The sequence below is a fragment of the Aquimarina algiphila genome (assembly GCF_947494415.1).
Classification (GTDB): Bacteria; Bacteroidota; Bacteroidia; order Flavobacteriales; family Flavobacteriaceae; genus Aquimarina; species Aquimarina algiphila.
On sequence record NZ_CANLVC010000001.1, the window covers coordinates 239,175 to 257,523 of the forward strand.

Annotated in this window: 17 protein-coding genes; 3 read left to right on the forward strand and 14 right to left on the reverse strand. The window is 34.1% G+C overall.

Features of this window, described 5'->3' with window-relative positions; all coding sequences use genetic code 11:
* Positions 1-54 precede the first annotated feature (54 nt).
* From PQF96_RS01035 to PQF96_RS01070, 8 genes are read right to left on the reverse strand one after another with little or no spacing between them, the layout of a single operon-like run.
* Entirely contained in the window at positions 55-1,215 is a 1,161-nt protein-coding gene (locus PQF96_RS01035; RefSeq protein WP_271764793.1) for a porin, read from the reverse strand.
* A 26-nt stretch (positions 1,216-1,241) separates the two neighbouring features.
* Positions 1,242-1,985, reverse strand: coding sequence for a succinate dehydrogenase/fumarate reductase iron-sulfur subunit (locus PQF96_RS01040; RefSeq protein WP_271764794.1), 744 nt, complete (start codon positions 1,983-1,985; stop codon positions 1,242-1,244).
* Between the two features lie 6 nt (positions 1,986-1,991).
* Positions 1,992-3,902, reverse strand: coding sequence for a fumarate reductase/succinate dehydrogenase flavoprotein subunit (locus tag PQF96_RS01045; protein ID WP_271764795.1), 1,911 nt, complete (start codon positions 3,900-3,902; stop codon positions 1,992-1,994).
* Between the two features lie 10 nt (positions 3,903-3,912).
* Positions 3,913-4,581 carry a succinate dehydrogenase cytochrome b subunit gene (locus PQF96_RS01050; protein ID WP_271764796.1) on the reverse strand — a complete coding sequence of 223 codons (669 nt, stop codon included), beginning with the start codon at positions 4,579-4,581 and terminating at the stop codon, positions 3,913-3,915.
* Between the two features lie 17 nt (positions 4,582-4,598).
* Complete coding sequence (locus PQF96_RS01055) at positions 4,599-5,669, reverse strand: type II asparaginase (protein ID WP_271764797.1); 1,071 nt, start codon at positions 5,667-5,669, stop codon at positions 4,599-4,601.
* 44 nt (positions 5,670-5,713) lie between these two features.
* The gene (gene aspA, locus PQF96_RS01060) at positions 5,714-7,132 is read right to left on the reverse strand and encodes an aspartate ammonia-lyase (protein WP_271764798.1); all 1,419 of its coding nucleotides are present in this window, start codon (positions 7,130-7,132) and stop codon (positions 5,714-5,716) included.
* 30 nt (positions 7,133-7,162) lie between these two features.
* Positions 7,163-8,464 (reverse strand): anaerobic C4-dicarboxylate transporter, encoded by a 1,302-nt coding sequence (locus PQF96_RS01065; RefSeq protein ID WP_143917202.1) that lies wholly within the window; start codon positions 8,462-8,464, stop codon positions 7,163-7,165.
* A gap of 51 nt (positions 8,465-8,515) precedes the next feature.
* The gene (locus PQF96_RS01070) at positions 8,516-8,941 is read right to left on the reverse strand and encodes a hypothetical protein (RefSeq protein WP_271764799.1); all 426 of its coding nucleotides are present in this window, start codon (positions 8,939-8,941) and stop codon (positions 8,516-8,518) included.
* A 588-nt stretch (positions 8,942-9,529) separates the two neighbouring features.
* On the opposite strand from PQF96_RS01070, the gene PQF96_RS01075 reads away from it, so the two are divergent.
* A complete protein-coding gene (locus PQF96_RS01075; RefSeq protein ID WP_271764800.1) occupies positions 9,530-10,915 on the forward strand; it encodes a BspA family leucine-rich repeat surface protein in 1,386 nt (461 codons plus the stop codon).
* 77 nt (positions 10,916-10,992) lie between these two features.
* On the opposite strand, the gene PQF96_RS01080 is transcribed toward PQF96_RS01075, so the two are convergent.
* The 4 genes from PQF96_RS01080 to PQF96_RS01095 all read right to left on the reverse strand — a co-directional run bounded on the left by PQF96_RS01080 (position 10,993) and on the right by PQF96_RS01095 (position 14,980).
* Entirely contained in the window at positions 10,993-11,685 is a 693-nt protein-coding gene (locus tag PQF96_RS01080; RefSeq protein ID WP_271764801.1) for a DUF6261 family protein, read from the reverse strand.
* A gap of 551 nt (positions 11,686-12,236) precedes the next feature.
* Positions 12,237-12,638 (reverse strand): DUF6855 family protein, encoded by a 402-nt coding sequence (locus PQF96_RS01085; RefSeq protein ID WP_271764802.1) that lies wholly within the window; start codon positions 12,636-12,638, stop codon positions 12,237-12,239.
* A gap of 17 nt (positions 12,639-12,655) precedes the next feature.
* A complete protein-coding gene (locus PQF96_RS01090; RefSeq protein WP_271764803.1) occupies positions 12,656-13,618 on the reverse strand; it encodes a gliding motility protein GldB-related protein in 963 nt (320 codons plus the stop codon).
* A 57-nt stretch (positions 13,619-13,675) separates the two neighbouring features.
* Positions 13,676-14,980, reverse strand: a complete 1,305-nt coding sequence (locus tag PQF96_RS01095; protein WP_271764804.1) for a serine aminopeptidase domain-containing protein — start codon at positions 14,978-14,980, stop codon at positions 13,676-13,678.
* A 163-nt stretch (positions 14,981-15,143) separates the two neighbouring features.
* On the opposite strand from PQF96_RS01095, the gene PQF96_RS01100 reads away from it, so the two are divergent.
* On the forward strand, positions 15,144-15,857 hold the full coding sequence (locus PQF96_RS01100) for a LytR/AlgR family response regulator transcription factor (RefSeq protein ID WP_143917196.1): 714 nt from the start codon (positions 15,144-15,146) through the stop codon (positions 15,855-15,857).
* 82 nt (positions 15,858-15,939) lie between these two features.
* On the opposite strand, the gene PQF96_RS01105 is transcribed toward PQF96_RS01100, so the two are convergent.
* Both PQF96_RS01105 and PQF96_RS01110 read right to left on the reverse strand, forming a co-directional pair.
* A complete protein-coding gene (locus PQF96_RS01105) occupies positions 15,940-16,362 on the reverse strand; it encodes a hypothetical protein (RefSeq protein ID WP_109436597.1) in 423 nt (140 codons plus the stop codon).
* A 141-nt stretch (positions 16,363-16,503) separates the two neighbouring features.
* The gene (locus tag PQF96_RS01110) at positions 16,504-17,388 is read right to left on the reverse strand and encodes an AraC family transcriptional regulator (protein WP_271764805.1); all 885 of its coding nucleotides are present in this window, start codon (positions 17,386-17,388) and stop codon (positions 16,504-16,506) included.
* A gap of 435 nt (positions 17,389-17,823) precedes the next feature.
* Here PQF96_RS01110 and PQF96_RS01115 point away from each other — a divergent pair, with 435 nt between their 5' ends.
* Positions 17,824-18,330 (forward strand): cytochrome c, encoded by a 507-nt coding sequence (locus PQF96_RS01115; protein ID WP_109436595.1) that lies wholly within the window; start codon positions 17,824-17,826, stop codon positions 18,328-18,330.
* Positions 18,331-18,349 lie beyond the last annotated feature (19 nt).

Here is an 18,349-nt window from a genome sequence, read left to right on the forward strand (position 1 = left end):
TTGGAGTTTATAATTTTATCCATAATCATCAGTTTATTTACCATTTTTACTCGTTCAAAACCCAAATCGAATCCCAACACCAAAAATACTTTGATTACGTCTATCTCCATTACCATCTTCACTGTAATCTATATTAGCAGCAGCAAAAACGTGACTTGATTTTTTGAAATTGTATCCTACTTCAGCAATTCCAAATTTGGTGTCAAAATCACCCAGGTTTTGATCATCATCTGGTTTTAAATAATTGAAACCTGCAGCAACATGCCATCGTTTATTAGTTGAGAATTTATATCGCGCATAGAATTCGATACCAGTAGCATCATAAAAAATATCACCAACCTGTTGATGTTGTTTTAAAATAGCATAGGACGCAGCTACTGTAAATCTATCTTTTTCAAAAGAAGCAGAAGTAACAAAAGCCTCATCACCATCTTTAGCTTGATTAGGTAATGGGTCTTCAACTCCATCATTCACTTTGTTATAACCGACTCCTATACCAAATCCTCCTATTTTATAATTAGCTCCAAATCCATAGGTGTCAACACTTTCACTATTCTCAGAGATGTTTCTCGCTTCTGCTTGAGCTCCAAGGCTTAATCCGTTCTTTTCATACTTTAAAATAAACACCTGGTTGGCACGACCTGTACCAGAAATTCCACCATCAGATATATTCCATACACCAATAGCAGCTCCTCCAAAGGCTAGGAATCGATCTATTTCTGTAGCTCCCATAGTATAATATACTGAGTTTTGTTTCCCGAATGTAAATTCAAAATCTTGATAAGATACTCCTACAAAACCTAATCTGGTAAACACCGCATCGCCTACTTGAGCGATTCCTGCTCCCGGATCTACGGCAAACTCTACCGTATCGTCTCTAGAGACCAGATTTACGCCAAACTCTATGCCTCCAATAACATTAAAATTTTCTGTTTCGTTATTCGACAAGGCATGTTTAAATTTTAATCCTATACGTGGGGCATTATTCGAAATTCCTATTTCGCCTTCTTCTGCAAAGCCAGCTCCAATTCGTATACTACCATAAGGTGTAACCCGGGAGGTGATTTCATCTATCCAATTTGTTTTTTTTTGTTCCGTTTCTGAAGCTTTTGTTTGTTCAGTATTTGTAGTGGTTTGCGCATATATTCCATTCATTAGGAATAAAGCCATAACAATCATTAATATTTTTATCAAAAGTAAATTAGTGTTTTTCATTATTATATAATTTAAAAAAAACAAGGTTAACCTAATAGTTTCGATTTAGTGTAACGAGCATTCATTTCTGCAATATTTACAATAGAAATTCCCTCGGGACATTCTAATTCACAAGCGCCAGTAAAAGTGCAACTACCAAATCCTTCAATTTCCATTTGATAGGTCATTTCTTGTACACGTTTGTGTTCTTCTGCTTTCCCCTGCGGCAGTCTATTGAGGTGATTAATTTTTGCCGAAGTAAATAATGCGGCAGAGGAATTTTTACAGGTAGCCACGCAGGCTCCGCATCCAATACATGCAGCAGCATCCATAGCATTATCCGACACTTCTTTAGGTATGGGTATGGCATTTGCCTCTGGTGCTGTTCCTGTTTTTGCAGTTATATACGCCCCTTGTTCAATGATTCTATCAAATGAAGAGCGATCTACAATCAAATCTTTAATTACCGGAAAAGAAGCAGCTCTCCAAGGTTCTACTACAATTGTATCTCCATCCTTAAAGCTACGCATATGTAGTTGACAAGTAGTCATATTATCATGTGGACCGTGTGCTCGACCATTAATAAAAACACCACACTGCCCACAAATTCCTTCGCGACAATCATATTCATAAGCAATTACTTTTTCGTCTTTAAGGACCAATAATTCATTTAAATGATCTAGTGCTTCCAGAAAAGACATATCTTCAGTCAATCCGTCAACTTTATAATCTCTAATCGCTCCTTTATCATTAGGGCCTTCTTGTCTCCAAATTTTGAATGTTACTTGCATAGTATATCATTTATAACTTCTAACCGAAGGTTTTACAAATTCAAATTCTAGTTCTTCCTTGTGCAACTTAAAATCACCATCATCATACTCCCATGCAGATACATAAGAATAGTCTTTATCTACTCTCACTGCTTCACCATCTTCGGTCTGGAATTCTTCTCTAAAATGCGCTCCACAGGATTCATCACGTTCTAATGCATCGGTACACATTAAAATTCCTAACTCAATGAAGTCAGTTAATCGTAAGGCTTTTTCTAGTTCTGTATTTAATTCATTACTACTTCCGGTAACTTTTACATCCTTCCAGAATTCATCACGTATCGTTTTTATTTGTTCTATCGCATTTTTTAGTCCTTTTTTATTGCGGCTCATAGCACACTCCTGCCACATCACTTTTCCTAATTCTCTATGGAAATGATCTACGGTTTTCGTGCCATTGATATTCAAAATTCTATCTATACTAGCTTCTACCTCTTTCTCAGTTTTTTCAAATTCAGGATGATTTGTAGTAGGGTGATCTTCTTTTAAAGCGCTTGCCAGGTAATTATTTATCGTATTTGGCAGCACAAAATAGCCATCGATACTTGCTTGAAGTAATGAATTTGCTCCCAATCTATTAGCCCCATGATCTGAAAAATTACATTCGCCTATCGCATACAATCCGGGTATCGTAGTCATTAATTCATAATCTACCCATAATCCCCCCATAGAGAAGTGCGCCGCAGGCGATATTTGCATAGGCTCTTTATAAGCATCAATCCCTGTGATTTTTTTATACATCGTAAAGAGGTTTCCATAGCGATCTTTGATGGTCTGGATTCCGAATTTTTCGATGGCATGTCTGAAATCCAGGTAAACCGCATTCTTTAATCTTCCAACACCATATCCAGCATCTATTCTCTCTTTTGCGGCTCTCGAAGCAATATCACGAGGTGCTAAGTTTCCGAAACTTGGATATCTACGTTCTAAATAATAATCTCGTTCATCCTCGGGTATATCGTTTGCTTTTCTGGCATCCTGTTGTTGTTTAGGTACCCAAATACGTCCATCATTACGAAGCGATTCAGACATCAAGGTAAGTTTAGATTGCGCTTCGCTAGATTGTGGCAATGCTGTTGGGTGAATTTGTGTAAAACTAGGAGCTGCAAATAAGGCTCCTTTTTTATGAGCCTTCCATAAGGCACTACCATTACATCCAATAGCCAATGTAGATAATCTGAAAACACGAGAATACCCACCAGTTGCGAGTACTACAGCATCTGCAGCATAGCGTTTAAGTTCACCTGTTACCAAATCACGAACGATAATTCCTTTTGCTTTTCCATCAATAACCACTAAATCCAACATTTCACTACGTGGGAACATTTTCACCTTCTTAGCACGTACCATTTTATACAACTGAGAATATGCAGCCATTAATAATTGTTGCCCCGTTTGGCCTCTGGCATAAAAAGTTCGTTGTACTTGTACTCCACCAAAACTTCGATTCACTAATACTCCTCCATATTCTCTGGCAAAAGGTACTCCCTGTTGTACGTAGTGATCAATAAGCGGAGCAGAGAGTTCAGCTAGTCTATAGGTATTCGCTTCGCGAGATCTAAAATCCCCACCTTTCAAGGTATCATAAAACATTCTCCAAACACTATCACCATCATGCTGATAATTCTTAGCTGCATTAATACCGCCTTGTGCGGCTACAGAATGCGCCCTTCTTGCAGAATCCTGGTAACAGAAGCATTGTACATCATATCCCAATTCTGCAAGTGTAGAAGCTGCTCCAGCTCCTGAAAGTCCTGAACCAACTACAATGACATTCAACTTCTTTTTATTGGCTGGATTGATCAATTGTGATTTAACCTGATAGTTACGCCACTTATCTTCTAGTTTTCCTTCTGGAATTTTTGAATCTAATTTCATACTACTGCTACTATTTGAAATAAACAATAAATGGTATAATCCCAAAACCGATACCCATAATGAGAGCGTACCCCAGAGAGATCTTTGCTATAATCTTTAATCCTTTTTTATGATAAAAGCCTAAAGTTTTGAAACCGCTTTTAAACCCGTGATATAAATGAAATGCCAGAGGCACAGACATAAAAGTATAAAAGATGACATAATATATATTTTGAAAAAGACTATATGTCACTGCATATACATCCTTATTTCCATTTACATCTAATGTTACAATATCACCAAATCCTAATTTGATACGCGCCCAAAAGTTTACAAGATGAATAACGATAAAAATTAAGATAAGAGAACCCAAAATTCCCATATTTCTAGAAACCCAGCTGCTATTTTCATTAGCGTGACTCACTACATATTTTTGTGGTTTAGCTTTTCTGTTCCTGATAGTAATCAGGAATGCATATGCCACATGAAGAATAATTGATAGATACAACAAATAAGCCACAATTTTTATCAATGGACTTTCTCTTAAGGTAGTCGAATACGAATTATACATTCCTCTCGCTATCTCTTCTGGCAATAACAGAATACAGTTAGCAGAGAGATGTACTATCAAGAACACACATAAGAATAGCCCTGTTCCTGCAACGAGTGTTTTCCTAAAAAACAATGGATTAAGTGCCATAATCTATTTCTGTTAAATTAATAGGTATCAAAAAGCTTTTGCATTTCATTCAATTTTTCACCCTCAGAAAGCGCAAGCATTAGTAAAATTCTCGCTTTAGCAGGGTTTAAATCTCCAGAGGCAATCGTATGATAATCGTCATCTTTAAATTCATTATCACGTAAAACCCATCCAGTGGCCGCACGGGTGCTTCTGACAATAATTACACCGTGTTCTTCATAGGCTTTCTTAGCCGCTTGCAAGATTGCATCTGTCATATTTCCATTCCCAACGCCAGCTATTACAATACCTTTGGCACCAGCTTTTACGTGCATATCTATTAAATCCGGAGACATATCAGCATAGGCATAAATAATATCCACACGAGGCAATTCTTTAACACCTGTTATTGAAAACTTACTGGTGTTCCCGTATTTTGTATTAGGCTTACGAAAAAAGCCCAATCTACCATAAAATACACCTCCTAACATTCCTTTAATGGGAGATTGAAAACTATTTACATTGGTAGTGTTCATTTTGCTTACATCACGAGCAGCATGTATTTGATCATTAAGGGATACCATCACACCTTTTCCCTTGGCTTCTGGGTTTGACGCTATAGCAACCGCATTGTATAGATTCAAAGGACCTTCGGCACTAATAGACGTTGAAGAACGCATAGACCCTGTAGTAACCACAGGTTTGTCACTTTTAATAACCAAACTTAGAAAATACGCCGTTTCTTCTTGTGTATCGGTACCATGAGTAACTACTATACCATCGACATCATTAGAGGCTAAGAGTTCATTAATACGATTTGCCAATTTTAACCAAATCTCGACTGTTATATCTTGTGATCCTACATTAGCAACTTGTTCTCCAGATATATCCGCTAGTTTTTCTATACCAGGCACTGCATTAATCATAGTTTGAATACCAATCTGACCTGCTGAATAACTCCCAGAAGTGGCAGACGAAGCCGATCCTGCTATAGTACCTCCGGTTGCCAGAATTTTAACATTTGGGAGGTCCGTGTCTTGAGCCAACCCAACAGCAGTTATAGCAACTGCAATTAGGAAAGCCATCATTTTTATATTTAGGAATTTCATAATAAAAGAGTTTGTATTTCTCTATTGTTTTTGAATACTCAATTCTATTTATGCAATGCTGCTGTGTATTTAGGATGCATCAAATTATCTACACTAAGAATTTTATCTAATTCTTCTTCAGAAAGCAACTCTTTCTCAAGTACCAATTCACGAATCGTTTTTCCTGTAGCAACAGCTTCTTTACCAATAACATCTCCCATATGATGACCTATATATGGATTTAAGAAGGTAATAATTCCAACAGAATTAAATACCATTTGCTTGGTATGCTCTTCATTGGCAGTGATACCATCGATACATTTTTCTGCAAGAGTAACACATGCGTTGGAGAGTAATTCAACCGACTCGAACATACATTGTGCAATTACCGGTTCCATTACATTCAATTGTAATTGTCCGGCTTCAGCAGCAAAAGAAATGGTCACATCATTCCCAATGATCTTAAAGCATACCTGATTGACTACTTCAGGAATTACCGGATTTACTTTTGCAGGCATAATGGAAGAACCTGCTTGCATTTCTGGTAAGTTAATCTCATTAAAACCACAACGCGGTCCAGAGGATAATAATCGCAAATCATTGCATATTTTTGAAAGCTTAACACCTGTACGTTTTAGTGCTCCTGAAATCATCACATACGCACCACAATCTGAAGTAGCTTCAATGAGATTTTCTGCTTTTACAAAACTCGCTTTTGTATATTGTTGTAAATAACCAATTGATAGTTGTGTAAAACCATCGGGAGCATTTACACCTGTCCCAATAGCAGTTGCTCCTAAATTGATTTCTAAGATAAGATCTCGGCAATGCTTTAGATTCTTTGTTTCTTCTTTTAAATTCGTCGACCAAGCTCCAAATTCATCTCCTAATGACATAGGAACAGCATCTTGCAGTTGTGTTCTTCCCATTTTAAGAACCTTCTTAAACTCAGCGGCTTTCTTATCAAGGCTTGTCGTTAAGACATTGATCCGTTCCAGTAATTGATTCATATAATAAAAAACAGCAACTCTGAACCCAGTTGGGTATGCATCATTGGTCGATTGCGATTTATTTACATGATCGTTAGGATGCAAAATATCATAACTCCCTTTTTCGTGACCGTTTAATTCAAGACCCACATTGGCAATCACTTCATTGGCATTCATATTAACCGAAGTTCCAGCACCTCCTTGAAATACATCTGAAGGAAAAAACTGTGCATACTTCTTTAAATTACTTAAAATATGATCACAAGCCTGTATGATCATATCAGCTTTATCGGCAGGAATGGTTCCTATTTCCTTATTAGCAGCTGCACACGCTTTTTTTGTAAGGACTAATCCTTTAACAAAAATCGGAAAGTCACCAATTTTAGAACCTGAGATATGGAAGTTATTAATAGCTCTCTGTGTATGTACACCGTAATATAATTCATCGTAAATTTCTAATTCTCCTAATAAATCTTCTTCTACTCTCGTTTTCATCTTTATATATTTTCTTGTTTTTTTATTGCTTTATAATATCATACTGCCAAAAAGAAACCCAAATACAACACTTGCTGCAATCGTTACTACTCCAGGAATAATGAAGGAGTGATTAAATACATATTTTCCTATTTTAGTAGAGCCTGTGTCATCCATTTCTACAGCAGCCAATAATGTTGGATATGTAGGTAATACGAATAAGGCACTTACAGCAGCAAAAGAAGCTATCGCGGCAATGGGGCTCACTCCTAATGCTAAAGCAGCTGGCATTAATGCGGTTGTAGTTGCTGCTTGTGAATACAGTAGCATACTTGCTAAGAATAAAACAACCGCCAGCATCCAAGAATATTCATTTAAAATACCTCCTGCTGCTGCTTTAATTTCTGTAATATGATTGCTCACAAAGGTGTCTCCTAACCAGGCAACACCTAGAACACATATAGCGGCACTCATACCTGATTTAAAAGTGGACATATTGGTAACTTCAGCAAGCTTTATTTTACAGACCAATGCAATCACCATAGCTGCCAATAACATAATGGCCATGATAGCATGATTTCTACCAATAGATGGATCTGGAATTAACCCCACTTTCTTAGAAATTAAGCTTGCATAGGTTACTATAATTAATATGGCAATACCAAAAATCCCTACAGACCATTTTGCACTTTTGGGGCTTTCGCTACGTTCCTCTGTTTTTTGTTTTATCAATCCAGACGCTACACGTCTTTGATATTCTGGATCTTCAGCTAAAGGTTTCCCTAATTTGTTAGCTACAATAGCTCCAACCATACAAGCTAAAACTGTAGAAGGAATAGCAACAGCCAAAAGTTGCAAATACGACACTCCTAAAGGCTCTAAAAAACTTGCAAAAATTACTACAGCTGCTGAAATAGGAGAAGCTGTAATTGCTATTTGCGAGGCCACCACAGAGATACTTAAAGGTTTAGAAGGTCTTACGCCGCCTTCTTTAGCCACTTCTGTAATTACAGGTAAAGCAGCATAAGCAGTGTGACCCGTTCCTGCCAATAAAGTCATCCAATAGGTTACAGTAGGCGCAATAAAGGTAACACGCTTTGGATTTTTTCTAAGAATCTTTTCAGATACATTAACCAGGTAATCCAATCCACCGGCTTTTTGCATGGCAGCAATAGCTGCTATTACAGACATAATAATGAGTATTACATCTACGGGAACAGAACCCGCTTTTAGTCCAAAAACCAACGTAAGAACAACAACACCAGCACCACCCGCATAACCAATACCAATACTTCCCAGTTTTGAACCTAGAAAGATGAAAAAAAGTACAACTAGTAATTCTATCCAAATCATAATATATTGAATTAAATGTTAAATAATATTTGAAGATGTAATTTATTGGCACTAATTCGTAGCCCAACCTTTTCTAAGAGTTACTCCTCTAACAATTGCTTCCCAACTATTCTTATGAATTTCGAATTGAGCTTTATTTAAAATGTCCTTTACATCTTCATTTAATAAATTCACTCGCGCTTTAAGTTTGGACTGCATTTCTGGACCAGTATGCGAACTGGCTATTTCGTCTAACTGCTTCATTTTAAAAACATGGTATTTCACTATTAATTGATATTGCTCCCGCAGTTTACCTTGAAGCATCATTTCATCCATTCTGTCTTCATACCACAAAGTCTGAAGTTCTTCGTCGTTATGAGTAAACATGTGTACTTTAAACTTTAAATCTTCTTTCTGTTGCTTTGTTAAATCTTGTGCCTGCACATTTAAAAAACAAAAGGAAACCAAAAAAACTGTGATAAAATGATTACAATACATATCTATATATGATTTTATAAATAAAAATGATGTTCGAATTCTTAACAAAAGTAATTCGATATTAATTTTGAATTACTAATCATTTAAGTGAAGTGACCTAAATCAAAAGTGAAGTGTCCAAACTTAATATTGAAACTTTTTTTCGCTATAAAGCTTAATATTTCACTTAAAATTAAACACTTTATTATACACTATAATTATCAATTTGGCTCAAGGTTATATAGATATTTATAATCTATGAGACTTTATAAAAAATCTATTAAGAGTGGGAAAATAAAAAACTAATATTTTTTTTGATTGTTGTTTACAAAGCAGGTTTTATGTCAAATATTAAGTAAAATCTCCCTTTATATAAAATAAAAGTTAATATTATATTCGTCATTTTATTTTTTTTGTAATGCCAGCAAACCTATGCTGTTTTTTCGTAACTCACTTCAATAACCAGTAAACTTTCGTAAATAAGAAATGGATATTTTAAGCATTTATTTTCCCTTTTAACCTCATTTTTTCCTTTTTGCACATTTTAGTTTGGTTTAATAATTTTTACAACCTTTATTTGAGGTATCAATTCCTATAGAAACAAAAAAAATGAAAGCACTATCTATTTACATTTGCCTGTTCTTACTATGCATATCATGCTCTAACGATGATGACGGTCAGGTATTAAGCGATCTTAATGAAATTACTTCATTTAGTATTAATGAGCAACAGGGCACTATAGATAATAATATTATTACCTTTGAGTTAGACACAGGAACAGATATTACGGCTTTGACTCCTGTTATTGAGCATACTGGAGCAAGTATAGCTCCTGTCAATGGAGCTACACAAGATTTCACAAACCCTGTAGTATATACTGTAGTTGCAGAAAATGGAGATACTAAAGAATTTGTTGTAATTGTGACCATAACAGAACCAGAACCAAGTGATCTTAATGAGATTACTTCATTTAGTATTAATGAGCAACAGGGCACTATAGATAATAACGCTATTACCCTTGAGTTTGATACAGGAACAGATATTACAGCTTTGACTCCTCTTATTGAGCATACGGGGTTAACTATAGTTCCAGCACTTGGTTCAGTACAAGATTTTACAGACCCTGTGGTGTATACTGTCGTTGCTCAAAACGGAGATACTCAAGAGTTTACAGTAACTGTTAGTGTTGGTTTAGGAACAGCATCAGGAATAGAATTTATAACGACCTGGTCTGCTGGCGAAATTACCATTCCCACAAATTCAGAATTCACTTATAACTATAATGTAGATTGGGACAACGATGGAATAGTAGATGAATCTGGAATAACTGGGGATACCACTCATATTTTTGATGCTAATGAGGAGCACACCATACGTATAACGGGTACTTTTCCTGCAATACGATTTATTGACGCTACAAATCTTGAGGCTAGTAAGATTATCTCAGTGGATCAATGGGGAACAGGAACGTGGTTATCTATGGAAGGAGCATTTGCAGAATGTATTAATCTTAAAGTTCCCGCAACCGATATTCCTGATTTGTCAAACGTGAGCAGTCTACGCTTCATGTTTATTGGTGCATCAATTGCAAATCCTGATGTAAGTAAATGGGATGTTAGCAATGTAACGGATTTACTTGCTATGTTTTTTAGTGCAAGATTGGCGAACCCTGATGTTAGTAAATGGGATACTGCTAACGTAACGGATATGAGTGAGATGTTTGCCACAGCTTCATCAGCAAACCCCGATATTAGTAACTGGAATATTTCTAAAGTGACTAAGGCTAGTCGTATACTTGATAATACAGCATTGTCAACAGAAAACTATGACAAACTACTCATTAGTTTTGCGAATCAAACACGACAAAATGATGTTGTTTTTGGTGCATCTAGAACCACTTTTTGTTCTAATGAAGCCGCTGCCGCAAGAGCTACCTTGATTAGTGAAAGTAATTGGGATATGAGAGATGACGGTCGTGACGTTGGATGTCAATAATCTTGCTAATTTGTATAAGAAGTATAAACACACACCTACCACATAAGTAGGTGTATGTGCTCTTATATTATTCATCACTATCGTTTCGCACTAACCAAGATTCTATCAATAGTGCTGTTGATTTCATTAATAGTATTTTCTAATCCTGATACTTGCTCATTGATATAAAAAGCATTGATTAGGATGTAGAATTTTTTTAATTCTGGTTTTAACAACTGTACAGATTCTTTATCTGTTATGGTAATGTTTGCTGCTTTATTTGCATTACGTTGGGCAAAAATCATTTCAAATTCTTGTTGATCTAGTGACAAATCCCCTACCCAGTCAGTAGTATTTGTAGTTACAAGATCATTTTTTGCTGTTTTAGTATTCAATGCTTCCTGTAAAGAATTAAATACGGTACTTTGCTCTACATATGGTAATTTATGCACATCTCGCCCATGGGTATTAATGATACTATTCAATCGTTTGCAGGCTTCGAGATACTCTACATTGCGATGGCGTCTTAATCCCGCATCAATATGATTGCGAAATCCAATAAAGGTAGCATCCCTATTGGTATCTGCCTCATACACTTTATTGGTTAATGCCTCCTTGGAAGATTTACCAACCGCCAACTCGGCTTGCTTAATAGTTGTGTTTAAATTGGTTATACTTTTACTAAATAATGATTCATCTGGGTGGTTGTTCTTAACGATTTTTGCAGATAATTCTGCAAGGCTAATTAAGTTTTCTGGATTGAGATAAGAATAATAAACTTCTTTGATCATAAGTATACATGTTTAAAAATTAAAATGAGCGCTAAATTAACATGAACATATGAAAGTTCTTTACAGAAATCTGTAAACCACATATAGATTTTGTACTGTAATAAAAACAAAATCAATCAATTAAGTTACATCTGGATTATGCATCAATCAAAATAGATTAAAAACACTTGGCAATTTCATGCTTTTTGCTCCTGAAATCTGAGGGAAACCAAAAAATCATTCTTTTCGCTCCTGAAATCTGCGAGAAATCATAGAACCATTTTTTTTACTCCTGCAACCTGAGAGAAACTAAAAAATCATTTTTTTTGTTCCTGCGATCTGAGGGAAGACAAAAAACCATTCTTTTCGTTCCTACGATCTGAGGGTAACCAAAAAATCATTCTTTTTGCTCCTACAATCTGAGGGAAACTATAGAATTGTTTTTTTATTCCGAAAAAAGATGGAAAATATAAGCAGTATAATTTTTAGGCATGGTATTTTTCATAAACTAAATGTAAACTATATAAACATATCTGAGATCTATTAATCATTTACAGATATGGTTTTAATCCTCACTTAGCTCTCATCCTATTATTTCGTTTATTATGCTCAACTTCAGCTAGCCCTAATGCTTCCATAAGTGGAGGAATATACATACCAACACGACCTCTAAGTCCTTTTTTAAGTCCGTACCAACCTCCTATCGGATTATCAGAAGATCGTCCCCAAAACTCTACAGTACCATCTTTTGCTTCTGCTTTTTCATCTTTACTACCTAACAGCATCCAATCCCCATGAGATTTCAACATTTCATATAAATCATTGATAATTCTGGCATCATAATGTAGTATAGTTTTCCCTACAGTACATACAATGATTTCTTTACCTTCTTTTTCATCTATATACATTTCGTATGTTGATGATTGCGGAGGAGTTTTTAGTTTCCATGGGTTGTCTTTTGTTCTTTTTTGCATCGGTATTTGTTATTAGTTTATAGTTTTTCTTCGATTTTACTCTCTTTAAGAAATTCTTCGATTTTGACACTAGGAAGTTTTAACATATATCTAATCGCCTCTTTTTTATCTTCTTGTTCTTCATAATAAGCTTTACAAATCTTATGTCCCATCCAATATCCTAAATCAGCAGGCCATTCTTCTGTTGCTGTATCAGCGTTTGATAACCAATTTCGAGTAGTGTTCGTTAATAACATTTCTTTTTTGAATCTTTCCCATATTTCAACTTCTTTTCCCTTGGCAAACTCATTTAAATGTTTTTTAGAAGTCGTTCCCGTAAACATATCAGCTAAAAAATCTGCTAACCCTTCTCCTATAGCTGCGTATAAAAGTCTTCTTTCTTCAAAATTTATATCTTGCTGAAAATGTACTAGTTCATGAATAACAATATGTGGAAGTTCATCAATATCTCTAAAGTTATTTTTTTCACCAAAAGAAAGTTCATGAGTGGGGATATTTTCTGATCTCGCTATCTGATCAATCCCGATCAATAAGCCTTTATCAGAAATAGTTCCTGCAGAATTGAAATTACCCACCATAAAATATACATTTGGAAAAATAACTTCAGGATACATTGTTTTAAACCTATTCATCCCTTCAGTAATTTGCAGTTTTTTAGTGTTTATATTATAAGTGTTAGATTTGATAGCTTTATATAAATCAGCTCTCTTTCTTTGGCCCTTTACAAAGGCTTCTGTAGAGTGAATTTTTTTAGAGAAATAATCCTTGAGTCCTGGGCTTGCTTTATCAAAATAATACGCATTAAAAATCGATATTGCATTTGCTGTATCCTTTTGAAAAAGCTCGTAAGCTTCCCAGTAGTTATCCAGATCATATGTTATAAGATTAGTATTGATTTCTAATTCTTCTTTGGTTTGCCCTTGCCCAAGGAAGAAAAAGAATGATGATCCAAATACTATATAAATACTTAGTAGTTTCATAAAAATATTGATTGATTTAAAATATAGATGTCTTAACTTACAAAGTGTTACACTTCTCTATTTTATAATCCCCCATGCCCAATCTATAATTTGTTGACTAATTTTTTCTTCCCATTTTCCTGGTTTAAAGTGATAACTGGCATTATAATCAGGATGAATCGTCGACCAATGATCCAATTTGGGATACTTGTAAAGTTTATGGTCCTTATGCCCAGCTTTTTTGAGAACATCAATAATCATATCATTATCTTTTTCAGACATTATCCAATCATTTGTTCCCCAACGTACTCTAACTGGAACTTTTAATTTTTCCCATTGCGCTGCAAAATTGAAATCTTGCACTTGATGATAATATTGCATGGATCTGCCATACATATGATATAATCCCTGTCTATGATATTTTTTATATAAAGGAGTTGTATCCAAAATTTCTTTATAACTCTTTTTTTCAATTAACATACCGTAATATAATGGAATGTATACTTCATTCATCAGTGTATAAATCTCTTCTTGAGATTTACCCTCTATTTCTAGTATTCTTCTCTCAATTTCAAGCATATGTTCAAACCATGATTTGAAGAATGTACCATCAGAAATTACCCCTGCAAGATCATATGTATTGGCCAGATATGGAGCTAATGCACTTCCCATACTATTACCATAAACAATAATCTTTGTTGTATCTACATAGGATTTGGATTTTAAAAATTTTACAGCAGATTCATACCCATTTAATTCTGTCAAAAAATCAATCTTTCCACAATCACCCTCACTATCTCCTACTCCAGGTTTCTCAACACGCAATAAAACCATATTCGATTTTTCTGCAAGATTCTTAATAAGTTTAACCCAATTATTACTTCTGCCAGAGTATTTTTCTACAGACGAGCAACTGAGTCCCTGTACCAGAAAGATTGCAGGAAACTTAGCATTACCTTTAGGTTTGGTTATAATTATTCGTTGTTTAATTCCGTAATCACTGGTAATAGTTTCATAAAAAGTATCTACTCCGGTATTATCCTCTTTTGGCAAAGCCGATAGTTTTACTTTTTTTCTTTGTATTGTATTTCCTCTTTTTGCTTCAATAACAACTTCTTCATCCGATCTTATTCCATATTGTATTGCGCTCCAGTCTTCATTATTCTCTACCAATCTATCGTTCACTTTTATCATGAGATCTCCAGGTTTAAAACCTGCTTTATCCAAAGGAGAATTTGGCGTGATTTCTTTTATTTCGGCTCCGGGAGTTTTTCTATTTGGGCCAGATATTTTGGCTTCAAAAGATGCTCTTCTTTTTAACTCTTGAGCATATATTCCATTAATTAGAAAAAAGATCCATACAATGCTTATAAAATATTTCATGATTTATATGTGGTATTAGCGTTTTATATTCACGGGCAATTTATATTTTTGGGACTAGTGAAATTATGAACTTATACCAAAACCACTGTATTTTATTTAAAAATGCGGTTTTAAATGATCCTATTGTAGCGTGTTTGAAAAACTAGATGAAAAAAAGAAAATAATGATCCAGGTTGTATTCTGGATCTTATACTACATATTATTTGGTTTTATTTGGGTTAAGGGCGTTGACTACAAATCCTCTTTTTATTTAGAGTTTATTTTACTTCCTATCAGAATTTTTGCGGTGTATTTTACTATTCTCTATTTAATTCCGCAATTCTTATTGCCTAAGAAGTTTTTAAAATTTGTAGTATCCTATATGGTTTTACTTTGTTTTGCTGGCATTGCACAACGGTTTTTTATTTATTTTTTCTTCGATGACCAAGAGGTATTTAATATTGCCCAAATATTGAGCGTAAAACTTATTGTAAGGTCAATAGTATTAATTAATAGTACAGTTTTCTTTGTTTCTTCTGTATATATATTGAATTTATATTTTATCGAAAAAGCAAAAAGTGAACCCCAGGTAACTAATACTATCGAACTAAAATCAAATCGACGTATCTATAGAGTGCAACCTAAGGACATTACTCATATTGAAGGATTGGGAAATTATGTCAATTATATCACTATTGATGGTAAAAAAATTACGGTCTATCAAAGTCTTAAAAAGAGTATGGAGCAACTCCCCAATCATTTTATGAGGATTCATAAATCATTTATCATCAATAGACATCATATGAAATCATACAGTACAGAAACAGTAGAAATGATTTCTGGTGAATTTATTCCTATTGGTAATTCTTTTGACCAAAACAAACTACAAACAGAATAAAGGAAATAAATCAGGCCTCATTCTTTTTGAGAATGAGGCCTAGCTGATACAACCCACTAACTAAAATAGTAACTAACTAAACTTACTGCATCAGTTTCTTTGACAGTTCTTGCAACTGTGTTGATTTTTCTTGCATATAATCATTTAACTTTTTAACATCATCTCCAGAAAGATTACCCATTACATCCTGAGCTTTCTGTCCTAATTCTTGTCCTTGCTCACCAAGTGCTGCAAAAGCTGTCATATCTTTACTTTCTACTGCTTTTTTATATTCTGCAATATATGCTTCATAAGCGTTCACATATTCCTGAACTTTTTCGTCACTAAAATTCGGAACACCATCTGCTGATTCTGTAGCGGCACTGTCTTCTTTTCTATCTCCAGAAGTTTCTGTAGTCTCAGTAGTTTCCTCAGAAGTTGAAGCATCAGATTTTGCTTCATTCTTACATGATACTGTTGCTAATATTGCTATTACTAGTGAAAGATTTAAAATTACTTTTTTCATGATTAATTTTTGATGTTAATGATTAGGATAAATTCTTATTTCAAATTGATAGTACAAATTTGAATTATCTTACCCCATTACCAAACACCTTTTTCCGTGAAAAAAGAATACCCTGTTTTCAGGGTATATAAAAATATTGAGTTATGCTATTTTAGGAAAAGAGACCTGTACGTGATTTATATACTTTTGTCGATAACTATTAGGAGTATCATCTATATTTCGTTTAAACAAACGATTAAAAAGAGACAAACTATTAAAACCACAATCAAAAGCAATAGTACCTATAGAAGCATCACTATTAACTAATAGATTACAAGCATTTTGAATTCTAACCTCTGTCACAGCCTGTTTAAATGTTTTACCGGTGCTTTTTACAAAAAATCTACAAAAAGAACTCTCTGTCATTCCTATTTTCTCTGCTACCTGACGAGTAGAAATATTAGTTTGATAATTATTCTGAATAATATCATATATTTCTTTCACTCTTCCGGTATTGACCACAGAAAGTGACAGATATTGTCTAGCATGTAAACTTTCATAGGAAACTTCAGCAAACTGTCGTAACACCTTAAACAACTTAAGGAGTTTTTCTAATGGAGGAAGATTTATCATTTGTTTTATTTCCTCTCCTATGATATGCTTTTCTTTATTATTAACACTCAATCCTGCTTGTGATTTTGTTAATAGCTCTCCAATACCATTAAATTCTTTAAAAAATTTACTGGCTTCCTTTATATCTTCTCCATTAAACTGGATCACATACTCCTCATAGTTATCGGACTCGAAACCAACATTAAAACAATTATGTGGAATATTGGGTCCTAACAAAACCAAATCTCCGTCAGTAAACTGACTAATTTTAGTACCTATAAACCTTCTTCCTTTACCCGAAGGCAAATATACAATCTCAAATTCGGGATGAAAATGCCAACGCCCACCATAAGGCATAAAAGGTGCCTTAAAATAAAATGCTTTAAAAGAAGAACCTTCAGGAGGTATTACTTTTTCAAATGATGCTTTATTCACACTCTTAATTATCTATCAAAAAACGTTTTGATGACAATTTAATGCAAAAAAATGCACAATGAGTTAAAAAGAATATAAAATCTTAACAATAGATTTGAAAAATAATTATTCAACTAGATTTTAATATAATATATATGCTCCATCTCCCAGAGATAAATTTGGATGAGTCGGGAATGTATAAATAGTATAATTATCAATAAAAAATAGGATTTTAAATTGTGATCATCCTTTTATATCGTCAGAGTTTTATCAAAATTGATCAATAAACCATTTGGTGTAGAATTAAAGATTACTAATCCTTTTACAAAGCTAATAAATCGTTAATTATGATGTTAAAAAACAAATGATCTTTTATATTTAGTTTTTCTTTTTTAAAGAATACTAAATATAAATACCCTTTACTTAATATTACCACAATACTAATCTATTTTAAAAATGTTTAAACATATACCATCATTAATTTCCTGTATTTGTGCTCTTTTTTTCCTTTGTTTTATTAGTTGTTCAAAAGAAAAGAAATCAACTAAAGAAACAATTACTATAGGTACTAAAAAGGAAGAGAAAAAGACCGGACTTCAAAATACTTCAACTGTTCCTGTTATGCTTGACAATAAAGGAATTGGTCCAATATCATCTATAACTTTTGAAGATCAAATTAATACAGAACTCTCTGACCGAGGGGCTCAGCTTTTTAAAGCAAAATGTACAGCTTGTCACAAGGCTCGTAAAAAAATGATAGGCCCTCCTATGGCAGGAATATATGAAAAACGAAGCCCAGAATGGGTAATGAATATGATCATGAATCCTGATGAGATGATAAAGAAAGATCCAGTTGCCATAGCATTATTTAAAGCCTATAATAATACAATAATGATTAATCAAAATATACCCGAAGAAGAAGCCAGAGCAATGGCAGAATGGTTTAGGACTTTAGAAGAATAAAATTACCCACTAACTGTTA